15 protein-coding genes are annotated in these 13,111 nt (G+C 72.8%); 8 read left to right on the top strand and 7 right to left on the bottom strand.

Annotated features, from left to right (window positions below):
- Positions 1-61: 61 nt before the first annotated feature.
- Positions 62-439, bottom strand: coding sequence for a hypothetical protein (locus C0216_RS17155; protein WP_114056131.1), 378 nt, complete (start codon positions 437-439; stop codon positions 62-64).
- Between the two features lie 564 nt (positions 440-1,003).
- Here C0216_RS17155 and C0216_RS17150 point away from each other — a divergent pair.
- On the top strand, positions 1,004-1,363 hold the full coding sequence (locus C0216_RS17150) for a subtilase-type protease inhibitor (RefSeq protein WP_114058729.1): 360 nt from the start codon (positions 1,004-1,006) through the stop codon (positions 1,361-1,363).
- A 58-nt stretch (positions 1,364-1,421) separates the two neighbouring features.
- Here C0216_RS17150 and C0216_RS17145 read toward each other — a convergent pair whose 3' ends face one another.
- Together C0216_RS17145 and C0216_RS17140 are read right to left on the bottom strand one after the other, a co-directional pair.
- On the bottom strand, positions 1,422-1,784 hold the full coding sequence (locus C0216_RS17145; RefSeq protein WP_162793246.1) for an SH3 domain-containing protein: 363 nt from the start codon (positions 1,782-1,784) through the stop codon (positions 1,422-1,424).
- Between the two features lie 163 nt (positions 1,785-1,947).
- A complete protein-coding gene (locus C0216_RS17140) occupies positions 1,948-2,322 on the bottom strand; it encodes a VOC family protein (RefSeq protein ID WP_114056129.1) in 375 nt (124 codons plus the stop codon).
- Between the two features lie 125 nt (positions 2,323-2,447).
- On the opposite strand from C0216_RS17140, the gene C0216_RS17135 reads away from it, so the two are divergent.
- The 4 genes from C0216_RS17135 to C0216_RS17120 all read left to right on the top strand — a co-directional run bounded on the left by C0216_RS17135 (position 2,448) and on the right by C0216_RS17120 (position 7,594).
- Entirely contained in the window at positions 2,448-3,236 is a 789-nt protein-coding gene (locus tag C0216_RS17135) for a hypothetical protein (protein WP_114056128.1), read from the top strand.
- Positions 3,237-3,337: 101 nt separating this feature from the next.
- A complete protein-coding gene (locus C0216_RS17130; RefSeq protein WP_114056127.1) occupies positions 3,338-4,873 on the top strand; it encodes a hypothetical protein in 1,536 nt (511 codons plus the stop codon).
- A gap of 164 nt (positions 4,874-5,037) precedes the next feature.
- Positions 5,038-6,135 (top strand): alpha/beta hydrolase, encoded by a 1,098-nt coding sequence (locus tag C0216_RS17125; protein ID WP_114056126.1) that lies wholly within the window; start codon positions 5,038-5,040, stop codon positions 6,133-6,135.
- A gap of 187 nt (positions 6,136-6,322) precedes the next feature.
- On the top strand, positions 6,323-7,594 hold the full coding sequence (locus tag C0216_RS17120) for a serine hydrolase domain-containing protein (protein WP_114056125.1): 1,272 nt from the start codon (positions 6,323-6,325) through the stop codon (positions 7,592-7,594).
- Positions 7,595-7,670: 76 nt separating this feature from the next.
- Here the strand turns inward: C0216_RS17120 and C0216_RS17115 are convergent, their stop codons facing one another.
- Entirely contained in the window at positions 7,671-7,976 is a 306-nt protein-coding gene (locus C0216_RS17115) for a WhiB family transcriptional regulator (protein WP_114058728.1), read from the bottom strand.
- A 247-nt stretch (positions 7,977-8,223) separates the two neighbouring features.
- The gene (locus C0216_RS17110; protein WP_114056124.1) at positions 8,224-8,646 is read right to left on the bottom strand and encodes a secondary thiamine-phosphate synthase enzyme YjbQ; all 423 of its coding nucleotides are present in this window, start codon (positions 8,644-8,646) and stop codon (positions 8,224-8,226) included.
- 140 nt (positions 8,647-8,786) lie between these two features.
- Here C0216_RS17110 and C0216_RS17105 point away from each other — a divergent pair, with 140 nt between their 5' ends.
- A complete protein-coding gene (locus C0216_RS17105; protein WP_246042586.1) occupies positions 8,787-9,359 on the top strand; it encodes a hypothetical protein in 573 nt (190 codons plus the stop codon).
- Between the two features lie 22 nt (positions 9,360-9,381).
- Here C0216_RS17105 and C0216_RS17100 read toward each other — a convergent pair whose 3' ends face one another.
- Positions 9,382-10,656, bottom strand: a complete 1,275-nt coding sequence (locus C0216_RS17100) for a ricin-type beta-trefoil lectin domain protein (protein ID WP_246042585.1) — start codon at positions 10,654-10,656, stop codon at positions 9,382-9,384.
- Positions 10,657-10,915: 259 nt separating this feature from the next.
- Here C0216_RS17100 and C0216_RS17095 point away from each other — a divergent pair, with 259 nt between their 5' ends.
- Positions 10,916-11,323 (top strand): VOC family protein, encoded by a 408-nt coding sequence (locus tag C0216_RS17095; RefSeq protein ID WP_114056122.1) that lies wholly within the window; start codon positions 10,916-10,918, stop codon positions 11,321-11,323.
- Positions 11,324-11,533: 210 nt separating this feature from the next.
- Here the strand turns inward: C0216_RS17095 and C0216_RS17090 are convergent, their stop codons facing one another.
- Positions 11,534-12,220, bottom strand: coding sequence for a class I SAM-dependent methyltransferase (locus C0216_RS17090; protein ID WP_246042584.1), 687 nt, complete (start codon positions 12,218-12,220; stop codon positions 11,534-11,536).
- A gap of 429 nt (positions 12,221-12,649) precedes the next feature.
- Between C0216_RS17090 and C0216_RS17085 the strand changes: the two genes are divergently transcribed.
- Entirely contained in the window at positions 12,650-13,111 is a 462-nt protein-coding gene (locus C0216_RS17085) for a calmodulin-binding protein (protein WP_114056120.1), read from the top strand.

The following is a 13,111-nucleotide window of genomic DNA, read 5'->3' as shown; positions in this document are numbered from 1 at the left end:
TTCGACACTACGGCCGGCCGGTGCCGGGCGGGGGAGAACCGCCGGGGTGTCCGCCTCCGTGTCAGACGAGGCTGTCCCACCAGGGGGCCTGGATGCCGCGGCGGCGCCTGTAGTAGCCGCGCCGGCCTGCTGCTGCGGCCAGCGCGGACCATATGGCCGCGCCGGAGATCAGCGGGGCGGTGCCGCCGTTGGCCGCGCCCGCCAGCATGGCCGCCGTCCCGGCGAGCGAGAGGAGGGCGGTCCACGTCGCCCGGTGCAGCAGAACCAGTGCCACAGCGAAGCCCAGGCCCGTGATCACCACCGTGATGAACGGCACTGCGGCCCAGACCGCGTTCGCCCGTCCGAGGACGAACACGCCGGCGGCCACCGCCCATCCGCAGAGCATGAGGGCGAGTGTGATGCGGACCAGCCGCTGCCCGTCCACGGCGTATCCGCCCATGTCCCGAAGCGGAGTCGTCCGTGTCTGGCGTACGCGTGTTCCCTTTGGCATGCGGGCAGCATAGGCGCCGCCGCGGTGCCCCGCAGTGCGGCGGCCGGCGCAGGCGCGTGGGGCCGCCGCGCGGCGCGCACCCTCCACCGGCTGCGGCCGCTCCGCCGGCTGGGTCGTCCGGGGCGGGGCACGGGAGCGTAGGGATCCGGTCAAGCTGAATGGCCGTTCGATGAAGGCCGGGTGGCTGTTGCCCGGCCTCGCGCCCTCGGAAGTGCACGTCAGCAGATCGCTCACCTTCCGTCGGCAGGCGGGCACGGACCGCCATCGAGCCGTGGAACGGGGTGTGAGCTGGGCGAACACCCCGCCGGCTATCCGCTATCCGAACACGCTGTCCGTAAATCGGCGATCGATGTGCGGTCACCCTTCGCACCCGACAGACTCACCGGTGTAAGAGAGCGATATCGCAAGAAAGTATCGCGCTCAACCTTCGAATCGAAAGCGAGTCCTGTCGTGCGTCACCGCTTCGCTGCCGTATCCGCCGCTGCCCTCCTGTGCCTGGCCGGCGCCACGGGCATGGCGGAGGCACAGCCCGCAAGCCTGTACGCCCCGTCCGCCCTGGTCTTCTCCGTCGCCAAGGGGGACGACGCCAACAGCACCGTCGTCCGGGCGACCACCCTCAGCTGCGCCCCGAGCGCCCAGGGCACCCACCCCGACCCCGAGGCCGCCTGTGAGGCGCTGAAGTCCACCGACGGCACGTTCGACCGCCTGCTCGCCGCCCCGGACCCGAACCGCGCGTGCCCCATGCACTACGACCCGGTCACGGTCACCGCGGACGGCGTCTGGCAGGGCAGCCGCGTCTCGTGGAAGCACACCTTCGGCAACTCCTGCTCCATGTCCGCGACCCTGAACGGCAACGCCGTCTTCTCGTTCTGATCCCCCCCGCACCCCCCGCATCCCCGGCCGCCACGGCGCGGCGGCCGGGAGCCTCTGGTCAGCAGGCCCGTACGGGCTGCAGGTCGTGCACGTAGCGGGCGGACACCCAGCCGTTCACCCCGTGGAGCCGGTACCAGACCGGATTGCCCTCCACCCAGCCGCCGCGCTGCTGGCACACCAGGTACACCACCTGCTCGTGGCGCAGCGTCTTGACGACGTTCGAGTACACCGTCGGCTTCGCCCGTACGTGGACACCCGACCGGGAGACCACCACGCCCTTCGGGTACGCGGCCGTCACGGCGGCCGACCGCTGCGGCGCCGGGCCCTCCTGACCGTTCACGACGGCCCCCGCCGTCCAGCCGCCCGTCCCGGCCACCACGCCCGCCACCACCGCGGACACCGCCACCACACGCCTGGCCATCGGCTTCAACCGCCTCAACCGCCTCACCCGCTCGCCTCGTTCCGCCTGGTACGCGGCCGCCGGTGCGGCGCCCGCAGCCCCGACTATCCGGCGGCCCGCAGCCCGCGAGCGGGGGACACGCCCGGATGCGCCCGTACGGGTGAGCGCACGAGGGGGAGCGGGATCAGGGGGGCGTCAGCACCGACAGCACGTTCCCCGCAGGGTCCTTGAACCAGGCGATGGCCGGGCCCCCGGCGTCGCGGACGATGCCCTTCCCGTCGTGCTCGAACTCCTCGTAGCGCTCGAACACCACGCCCCGCGCGGCCAGTGCGTCGACCGCCTTGTCGATGTCCGGCACCGGGAAGTTCAGCACGGTGAACGCGGCCGGCTCGTGCGCCTCCTTCGGGTACACCAGGACTTCACCGCCCCCGCCGAGGTGCAGCGTGAGCATCTCGTCGTCTCCCGAGACGCGCAGCCCGAGCGTCGAGGCGTAGAACTCCCGGACGTCGGCGATCCGCCGCACCGAGAAGCCGCTGAACGCCTTGCTGTCCGCCAGCATGGCGCATCCCCTTCCTTCCGGCTGGGTGTCCGGCCGCAGAGAGCGGCCCTCGCCTCCCATGCTCCCCCCGCGGTGCGGGCCGCGCACGAGTGGCTCCGCCCGCCGAACGGGACCAACCTTGAAGGGTGAGCACCGAGGGACGCCCCACGGCCGCCTCGGCACTGCGCGGGTTCCTGGAGAGTCCCGTCGTCGGCATGGCGCCGTGGATCATCTTCTCCCTGCTGGTCGGGCCCGGCCGGTTCGAGGTCGCGGTCGCCACCGCACTGGCCGCCGCCGTGGCCCTGGTCCTCCTGGGCCACCTGACCCGCCCGGGCAGTTCCTGGAAGCTCCTCGAACTCGCCGACGTCGTCTTCTTCGCCGGCATGGCGATCGTCGGAGCCCTGGCCGCCCCCGACACCCTCCGCTGGCTGGAGACGTACGCCGGCGAGGTCGCCAACATCGCCCTCACGCTCATCGCCTTCGGCTCGATGGCCGTCCGCATGCCGTTCACCCTCCAGTACGCGCGCGAGCAGGTCGACCCCTCGCTCTGGCACACCCCCGCATTCCTGCGCACCAACTACGTCATCACCGGCGCGTGGGGGCTCGCCTTCCTGGTCGCCGCCCTCGCCGGAGCCTTCGGAGACCTCGTCCTCCACAACCCGGACAACATCTGGACCGGCTGGATCATCCAGATCACCGCCATCGCCGCCGCCCTGAAGTTCACCGCCTGGTACCCGGACGTCGCGCGGGCCCGGGCCCGGCGGGACGCCGGACTGCCCGGCCCCGAGCCGCCCTCCACGGCGAGCTTCCTGCTGCCGCTGGCGGCGCTCCTCATCCCCCTCGGCATCGCCGTGCTCATCCTCGACGACCCGTGGTGGATCGGCGCCGCCCTGATCATCGCCGGCTCCCTGCTGACGAAGGCCCTGCGCGGCTGACCGCGCCCGTCGCCCGCGCAGCCCGCGTCGCCCGCGCGTCCTGACAAAGGCCGTTCCCCGGGTCCACACTGGGGTCCACACCGGCTTGGGGGAGGGCACGGATGGACCGGATCCTGCGCATCGGCATACCCGCGGCAGCCGCGGCCCTCGTGCTCCTCGCGCCCTGGTACGCCCCGTACTACAGCACGATCGCCGTGTGGGAACTGCGCAAGGCCCTCTCCTGGCTGGCCGTGCCCGTACTGGCCGCGGCTCTGGCACTGCTCGCCGGCCTCGTCGGGATGCTGCGCCGCGGGCGCGCGGAGCGCCGCGGCGGCGGGAGCGGCGCGGCCAAGGCCCTCGGCTGCCTCGCCGCCGTCGCGGGGATCGCCCTCACCTTCGCGTGGACGGTCTACGGGGCGTACCTCCAGGACCGCGCCTACATGGCCGCCACCCGCGTCGTGACCGGGCCGGTACCGGAGTTGGCGGCCCGCGCCCCGTACGTCGTCGGCAAGGCCCAGGCCGCCCCGCACCTCGGGGACGTCACCGGCGAGATCGCCGACATCAGCTACCTGCCCGATGCCGACCGGTTCGCCACCCTCGTCGAGCGGCGCGGCTGGCTCGCCGGATACGAGGTCGGCCTGGTGCAGGACGTACCCCTCGGGGGCACCAGCCGCTCGCAGCAGCGCTGCCGGTTCGACGTGGAGGAGGCCGACGCGCGGATCGGCGGCTGGTTCCACCACAACCTCGGCCGGAAGATCGCCGCACACAAGCGCTGGGTCCGCTTCGACGCCGACGACGCGTACGTCGTCTGCAACGGCGACAGACCCGTCGTGGCCGTCCCCCTCAAACGCCAGACCGGGCTCCTCGTCGTCACCGAACGCCCCGCCGGCCTCGCCCTGTACGACGGCCACACCGGCCGGCTCACCGTCACCGCCGACACGCAGGCGGTGCCGGGACCCTCCTACCCGCTGAGCCTCGCCGCCCGGCAGCGCGAGGCGACCGCCGCCGTCGGCAGCTTCACCGACTGGTGGTTCGAGCGCAGCGGCTGGGACGCCTCCGAGGACGGGGCCAACGCCGGAAACGAATCCGAGTTCGCCCTGCGCCACCGCGACGGCAGCGGCAGCAGCTCGTACGTCACTCCGCTCACACCGCAGGGCGAGGCCAGTTCCGTCGTGGCCGTCTCCGCCGTGCCGACCCGGCACCGCGGCGGCGGGCTCGCCCCGCTGACCGTGCACCGGCTCGACCCGACCTGGTCCTCGCCCGCGGTGATCGTCGCGCTCGTCAAGGCCGAGTACCGGGACGTCTGCTGCTACAACGACGACCGGGTGTTCGAGGTCGTGCCCACCGGCGGCACCACCTGGACCGCGACCGTCGGCAGCGAGCAGAACATCCGCTACCGCGTGGAGGGCCGCGGCCAGGTCGGCGGACGCGAGGCCACCTGTCTGAAGAGCGCCGACGGCACGCTCATCCGCTGCGCGTACGCAGCCCCCGGCTCCCCCGAGGAGCAGGAGCTCGCCCGCCGCGAGGAGGGCAAGCGCAAGGAACAGGGAGCCGGGCCGCCCGACCTCGGCGACCTGACCGCGTACACCCCCGGGCAACTGGCCGAACTGCACCGCCGCATCAGCGAGGAGGTCACCCGCCGCCTCAAGGGCGGATGACGGGGCCCGCATCGGGTGAGGATGCGCCACGACCGCCCGGGATTTCCGGCTCCGGAGGGAACGCCGGGCGGTGTTCCACCCTCTTGACCGGTGCACATCGGTCGACGGTGTGCCCCGGACCGCGCGTCGGAACCGGGCGGCACGGCAGAGGGCGATCCCGGTCCATGGGTCTGACGAGTGACACGTTGTCGGCGTGCGTGGTGCTGGCCACGCTCCTCCTGGGCGCCGTGACGGTGTGGCAGTGGCCGCGCCTCGGAGGGCGGGGCACAGGGCGGGTGCTCGGGCGGATCGGGATCCTCCTCCTCGCCCAGGTCTGCGTCCTCGCCTCCGTCGGGCTCGTATCGAACCGGACCTTCCTGTTCTATGACTCCTGGTCCGACCTCGTCGGCGCCAAGCAGCAGGTCGCGGCCGCACCCGGCGGGGCAGCGGTACAGGTCCTCGGGCGCAAGGCGCCGGCGGTCCCCGGCGGCGTCGATCCCCGCGTGGGCGGCGTCATCGAGAAGGTGGTCGTCCACGGCGAGCGCTCCCGCACGGCGGCCCCCGCGTACGTGTACCTGCCGCCGGAGTACTTCGCGAAGGGGGCCGAGCAGCGCAGGTTCCCCGCGGCCGTCGTCCTGACCGGCTTCCCCGGCATGGCCGAGAACCTCATCAAGAAGCTCGAGTACCCGCAGACGGCATGGAGGCTCGCGAAGCAGAAGAAGGCGCAGCCCATGGTGCTGGTGATGATGCGGCCCACCATCGCCGCCGCGAACACCCAGTGCATCGACGTCCCCGGAGGCCCGCAGAGCGAGACCTTCTACGGCACCGACCTCGTCAAGGCGGTGGCGACCGCCTACCGGGTCGGCACCTCGCCCGGCAACTGGGGCGTCATCGGCAACTCGACCGGCGGCTACTGCGCCCTGAAGCTGGCCGTCCAGCACCCGGAGTCCTTCTCCGTCGGCGTCGGCCTGTCGGCGGAGTACCGGCCCGAGACCGACCGCGAGTCCGGCGACCTCTTCCAGGGCGACAAGGACGAGGAGAAGCGGTCCGACCTCCTGTGGCACCTCGACAACCGGCCCCAGGGCGACTCGTCGTTCCTGGTGACCTCGTCGCTGACGGGTGAGCCCAACTACAGGGAGACGATGGAGTTCGTCGCGAAGGTCAAGGCGCCCGCACGGGTCTCGTCCATCATCCTCGACAGCGGCGGCCACAACTTCAAGACCTGGCGCCGGGAGGTGCCCCCGGCCCTCGCCTGGATGAGCGGACGGCTCACCGCGGACTGATCCCCCGCCCGCCGCCGCAGGTGGCGAACTGCTCGTCGGCCCTCGGAACGGGCAGCGCGCGGGCGACCGCAGGCGGCCCTTCCGGTGGATGCAGGGCATCTGCGGAGTCAACCCTGTGCCGGCATCCGGCGTCCAAGGCACCGGGGGAGCACACCGCTGGCCCCCGACCACGAGGAGGAGGCACCTGATGCCGAAGCAGCGGGCTCCCCGCACCGTCTTACTGGCCCTGGCGGCGGCCCTCACCGCGGGCGGGACCACAGCACTCGCCCCGCCCGCGCACGCGGCGGGCCCCGACACGGCGCCCGTACAGGGTGCGGCACGGCCGGCGCCCGGCGGGCACGAGGCAACCGGGGCCGCCCTGCGCGACCTGGTCACCGAGGGCGGCCTGCCGGGAGCGGCCGCCGAGGTGCGCGACCGCAAGGGGACGTGGTTCGCGGCGTACGGGCACGCCGACACCGCCACCGGCCGCGAGCGGACCCGCGCCGACCACTTCCGCGGCGCCAGCATCACCAAGACGTTCGTCGCCACCGTCCTGCTCCAACTCGAAGCGGAGGGCAGGCTCAGCCTGGACGACACGGTCGAGAAGTGGCTGCCCGGCCTGGTGCAGGGCAACGGCTACGACGGCCGCACCATCACCCTCCGCCGGCTCCTGAACCACACCAGCGGCATGGCGAACCACACCGAGGACCCGGCGTTCATCCACGACGCGGCCGGCCCCGGCTTCCCGGAACACCGCTACGACACCCACACGCCCGGGGAACTCGTCGCGATCGCCCTGACGTACCCTGCGCGGCCCGACCCGCAGAAGATGCCGGTGTACTCCAACACCAACTTCGTCCTCGCCGGAATGGTCATCGAGAAGGCGACCGGCCGCACCCACGGTGAGGAGGCGATGCGCCGCATCGTCAGGCCGCTCGGCCTCAAGGGGACGTCGTTCCCCGGGACCTCGCCGCGCATGCCCCGCCCGCACCCCGTCGGCTATTCCCGGCTCCACCGCACCGAACCGGACGCCGAGATCCACGACGCCACCCGGCAGAACATGACCTGGCTCGGTGCCGCCGGCGACGTCATCACCACCGCCGGCGACCTCAACCGCTTCCACCGGGCACTGACGGCCGGACGGCTGCTGCCGCCCGCCCAGACGAAGGCCATGTTCACGGAGGTGCCTCTCGGCGGCGGCTTCGGATACGGGCTGGGCGTCGAGTTCGCGCAGCTCTCCTGCGGCGTGAAGGTGGTCGGCAAGAGCGGCCGCACCAACGGCTCACTGTCCGCGATGGTCGGCACACCGGACGGCAGCCGACAGCTGACCTTCAACGCCAACGGCGACTGGCTCCAGGACGAGGCGCTGTACGCCAACGTGATCGAGGCGGAGTTCTGCGGCAGGACCCCGACGGGGCCGGCCCCCGCCCCCGTCAGCCCGTGGATGCTCCCCGCCTTGGCGACCCGCCCGACGACCTGACCGGGGCTCGCCTGCCCCCCACCACGGAACCCACCCGCAGGCATTCCGGCGATGCGGCACCCGGGCGGCCCGGCGGTCAGCCGGCCCGGCGCACCGCCGCGGGGCCCGTCTGCCGGTGGTGCTCCTGCCGGGCGGCCTCCAACAGCCGCCGCCACGACGTCACCAGCGGCCTCCGCTTCAACAGCGCGCGCCGCTCCCGCTCGGTCATCCCGCCCCAGATGCCGTGGTCGATCCGCTGGTCGAGGGCGTAGGCGAGGCACTCCGTACGGACCCCGCAGCTCCCGCACACCGACTTGGCCTGGTTCTGGGCCGCGCCCTGCACGAAGAGCTCGTCGGGGTCGGCGGTCCTGCACACCGCGCCGTCGGTCCAGTCCTCGTGCATGACCACCCTGTGCCGTCCTCTCCCAGTCCCGGCCTGCTCCCACGCCGCCGCCCCGCACCGCGAGCGACGACCGGGGCCCGACCGTAGGGGAACCCCACCCCACCGACCAGACGGGTCAACGCGTTCACCACCCCTTCGGGTGAGACGGCTTGCCGCCCCGAACATGGTGGGGTAAAGCGCATCCGGCACACCGTCAGGTTCCACACCCGGGAGTGCAGCCGTCGGACATCGCCCCCTGATCCTCGGCTCAGCCGAGGAACGAAAGGCGCACCTGGCGTTGCGGGTTGTCCTTGTTGGTGTCCACCAGGCAGACCGACTGCCAGGTGCCCAGTTCCAGGCGGCCCGCCACGACCGGCAGGGTTGCGTGGGGCGGGACGAAGGCCGGGAGGACGTGGTCGCGGCCGTGGCCGGGCGAGCCGTGGCGGTGACGCCAGCGGTCGTCGGCGGGGAGGAGGGCGCGGAGGGCGTCGAGGAGGTCGTCGTCGCTGCCGGCGCCCGTCTCGATCACCGCGATGCCGGCGGTGGCGTGCGGGACGAAGACGTTCAGGAGGCCGTCGCGGCCGGCTGCGGCGTCGGAGAGGAAGCGCTCGCAGTGGCGGGTCAGGTCGGTCACGGTCTCGGTGCGGCCTGTGGTGAGGTCGAGGACTCGGGTCGTGAATCGTTCGGACATGGGCACCATCGTCGCCCATGGCCCGGCTGCCGGGCCGTCTCGCGTGCGATGCGTCCGCCGGGTGGGCGATCATGGTCGGGGGTGCCGGGCGTGCAGTGGCCGGCGGCCCGTCCGTCCCTTCGGCTCCGAGGAAGACCGCCATGCACGATCCGTCCCTGCCGTTCTCCGACGCGGAGCCGCCGTTCGGCGGCGACAGTACGGCCGGCCCGTCCGGGCCCGTCGCGGACGAGTGCTTCGGGCCCGTCGACGTCCGCCTCGACGCCGGCCGGGGGACGGTGGCCGTGGCGGGCGGGGCGCTGCCCGAGGTGCGGCTGGTCCGCGGTGGCGGCGCCAAGCCGAACCGGTACGCGCCGATCGGCACCCGCGACGGCGGACGCCTCACCCTCACCGTGGACGGCGGCCCGGCCGGCATCCGCCCGGCCCGGGCCTGGATCCCCCGCCGCTCCTACCGCGTCGACGCCCGCGCCGGCGGCAGCCGCTACCGCCTGGTGCCCTGCTCGGCGACGGCCAGCAGGTTCCTGCGGGACGGCCGCCGCCTCGGGGAGTTCACCTCCCGAGGCGACGGGTCCGTCGCCGCGGACTGGCTGCCCGGCGCCGGCCCCCAGCCGCAGGACGCCGCCGTCGGCTACGCCCTCGCCGCCGCGTTCGGCACGGGCGGCAGGTCGCTGGGCGACCTGGTCGTCGACGTCGTCGACGCCCTGCTCCCGGGCTGAGCCGCAGCGGCGGGGGACCGGACTACTTCGGCGCCTTCCAGAGCTGGCCCTTGCCGGTGTTCGGCGTGTACAGCTGGACGACGGTGCTGTTCGCGGTCGCGCCGCCCTTCACGTCGAGCACCTTGCCCGACGCGACGTGCACGATCTGGCCCTTGGCGTTCACCGACCAGCGCTGCGCGGCGGAGCCGTTGCAGTCCCACAGCTGGATCTTGTTGCCGTTGGCGCTGCCGTTGCGCGCATTGTCGAGGCACTTGCCGAGCGCCCGGAAGGTGCCGTCCTTGCCGAGGATCCAGGACTGCGCGACCGATCCGTTGCAGGTGTAGAGCTGGATCTGCGTACCGTTGGCCGCCTTGCCGCCCCTGGCGTCGAGGCACTTCCCGGCGATGCCGGAGACCTTCCCCTGCGGGGGCAGCACGGCGCCCGCGCCCGCGGCCAGCCTGCGGAAGCCCTGGACGTCGAACTGCTGCACGTACGTGCCGGCCCGCTTGTCCTGGTACGCGTACGCAGGCGAGCACATGACGGGGAACTGGCCGGAGTCGGTGCCCTTGACGCAGTCGCTCCGCTTCATGCTGCGATTCGCGTGCGTCAGGCCCAGGGTGTGGCCGATCTCGTGGCTGATGTGGTTGCGCATGTACGTCTCGCCCATGGCGGCGGTCGGCTTGCCCTGCGGGGTGAAGAACTCGCTGTCGATGTACGCGTGCCCGCTGGTCACCGTCTCCGGCACCGAGGAGCTGGTGAAGCCGCAGCTCAGGTTGGCCATGCCGGAGCCGTCGCGGACGACCTTCCAACCGGTGTTGCCCATGATGTCGCCGTCCGGCGGCAGGCAGGGCCGGTGCAGCACGCCCAGGATCACCTCGCCCTTCGGGCGGGAGTACTCCCAGCCCACCGGCTTGGTGTCGACCTTGACCGGCAGGTTCGTGATCCGCTGGAGGTCCGCCGCCGTGGCCTTGGCGTAGGGGCCCAGCCAGTCCGCGGACTTCTGGTCGTAGAACTTGATCGTGTAGCCGGTCGCCAGCCACTTCGTGGCTCCGCTCAGCTTCCACCCCTCGCCCTGCGGGGGAGCGGCGGCGGCCGCCGCCCGGGCGGCCGCACCCGCGGCGGCCTTCGCGGAGCCGCCTGCTCCGGCGGGCGCCGCCGTGTCGCCGCCGAGGTGCATGACGCCGTCGCGGAACGCGGTGTGGTCGGTGCGCGACGGGGCGGTGTCCGCCGCGTGCACGTCCGGCGCCGGCAGCGGCGCCGACTGCGCGGCCTGCGGGCCGTCACCGCCGTCCTCCGTGCCGAAGGCACTGGAGGACATGATTCCTCCTGCAATGGCCGCCACGGCGCACGCGCCGACCACTGATATCCGATATCCGGCCTTGAATCCCAAGTCCCCGTTGCCTCTCATCGTGTTTGCTCCCGTGCGGACGTGAACGCCCACGGGAGTCGAGAATCGAACAGATGATAGGGGAGGGGTACGGGTTCGCCTCACGGCAGGGGGAGTTGACGGGGTTTCGGCTGCCGTGTGCCCTACTGTCGCACCGACAGCCGCACCCCACCTCCTTGGAGCAGGCAGGATGGCCGCGACATCCCAGAAGATCACCACGTTCCTGATGTTCGAGGGCCAAGCGGAGGAGGCGATGGCCTTCTACACCTCGCTCTTCGACGACGCCGAGGTGCTCGACATCACCCGCTACGGCCCCGGCGAGCCCGGCCCCGAGGGCACTGTGCAGCACGCCGTGTTCTCCCTCGCCGGCCAGCAGCTCATGTGCATCGACAGCCCCGCCAAGCACGACTTCGGGTTCACCCCGGCGATCTCCCTCTTCGTCCAGTGCGACAGCGAGGCCGAACTGGACCGCCTGTACGAGGCCCTCCTGGAGGGCGGCGCGGCACTGATGCCGCTGGGCTCGTACGGCTTCAGCCCCAAGTTCGGCTGGGTGAGCGACCGCTTCGGCGTCTCCTGGCAGCTGAACCTCCCCGCGTAGCGGGAGCTGCGCCATTCGGACGGCGCCATTCGGATGGGGCGCGCCGCGACGCGGCCGGGTACCGCGACAGCGGACCGCCGCGTCCCTGCGGTCGGGGGCTGTCTCTGCTCCCCGTCGAAAGGTGCACCCGCATGCGACCCGTCAGCTCCGCCCTCGCCGCCCCGCCCCGCCGTTCCTCTCCCTGTCCGCCCCCGCGGCGCCGGCTCGCCCTCACTCCCCGTCGACCGGGCGGCGGGCGTAGCAGAAGAGGTGCTCCTCCGGTGCCGCCAGTCCGCCGTCCGGGAGGAAGAGGGAGACGGAGTGGTGCAGGAGCTCCAGGCCGCAGTCCTCGCGGAGGAGGCGCAGGTAGGCGTCGGTCGAGCAGCTCGACACCCGCACGCGCCGCCCCATCCACTCCACTTCGGCGTCCTCCACGTCGGCCGGCACGGTGGCCGACACCAGGTAGCCGCCCGGCACCAGCCAGCCGGCCATCCGCCGCAATGCGGCCGATGCCTCCGCCCGGCTCATCATGAGCAGCGGGAAGAAGGAGCAGACGGCGTCGAAGCCGCCCTCCGGGGCGAAGTCCCGTACGTCGCACTGCTCGAACCGGGCCTTCGGGACCTGGGCTCGGGCCAGTTCGACCATGACGCGTGACACGTCGATCCCGGTCACCTCGAACCCGGCGTCGGCGAGCCGCTCGGCGACCGGGCGGCCCGTACCGCTGCCGACGTCGAGGACGCGGGCGCCGGGCGCCAGTCGGGCGGCCAGCCAGTCGACGGCGTCCGACTGCGCGGGCAGCCTGCCGAACGCCTCCTCGTAGGCGATCCCCAGCCCGTCGAACAACTCGGCGGCCGTCACCGGCTGCCCGGCATGCGCCGCACCGGCCGGATCTCCACCTGCGCCCACTCCGCTTCCCACGATGCTTCCCTTCCCCCGTGCCGGGCCGCCCGCGGCCCGCGGCCGCGGACCACCCGCAGGCCACTGCAGACCTACCCCGCCGGTCCCCTGCACTACCACCCGACAACCCGCCCCAGGGGCCGGAGCGGGTGTCGCCCGGAACCGCATGCGCCGACTGGCGTCCAGACGCCCCACCGCAGGCCGCGCCCGCGCCCTCGCGGGCGGCTCCGCGGGCCGGGACGGCAGGTCGGGAGCGGGGATGCGGGCGGAGGGGCAGCCGGGCCGCCGGAACTGCGGAGCGTGGCCCTCCGGGCAGGGTGGTGGGTGCACTTGGTGTCCTTTGAGGCAGTTTCATGTCCCAAGTGGCCATTGGGTCTGGTGAGTTGCATACGGTGCGTTGCGAAAGGCCGAAAGGCCCCATACGACCCATCAGGTACGGAGGTACCGGTCATGCGACGAATCCTCACCCGCGCCGGCAGTGTCGCGGCAGTCTCGATGCTGGCGCTGGCGCTGGGCCAGCCCGCCCAGGCCGCCCAGCCCGCCGAAGGCGACACGGTGTCCGCGGCGGCGCGCGCCACCTACTTCGAGTTCACGGACGGCACGGACACGTTCGTCATCAAGCTCACCGACCCGGCCAAGATCCGCCAGGCCCGGAACATCCTCAGCGGCGCCGACACCGAGCACCGCGGTGTCATGGGCACCGTCGTCAAGACGCCCGCCTCGTACAACAAGCCGTGGACCTACCATCTCGATCCGAACTCGGTGCAGTTCTTCGGCATGGCGATGGAGGTCTGCGACGCGAGCATCGCCTACGTGGACGAGCACCTGGACGAGGTGGGCGGGGCGCTCCTGCCGCGTTCCACCTGGTGCCCGTGGCAGTCGAAGCTGACGCGCGAACTGCCCAGGCCGTAG

Origin of the sequence: Streptomyces globosus (assembly GCF_003325375.1) — a bacterium.
GTDB classification, from domain to species: Bacteria; Actinomycetota; Actinomycetes; order Streptomycetales; family Streptomycetaceae; genus Streptomyces; species Streptomyces globosus_A.
This window is presented reverse-complemented; position numbering and strand designations above follow the sequence as displayed.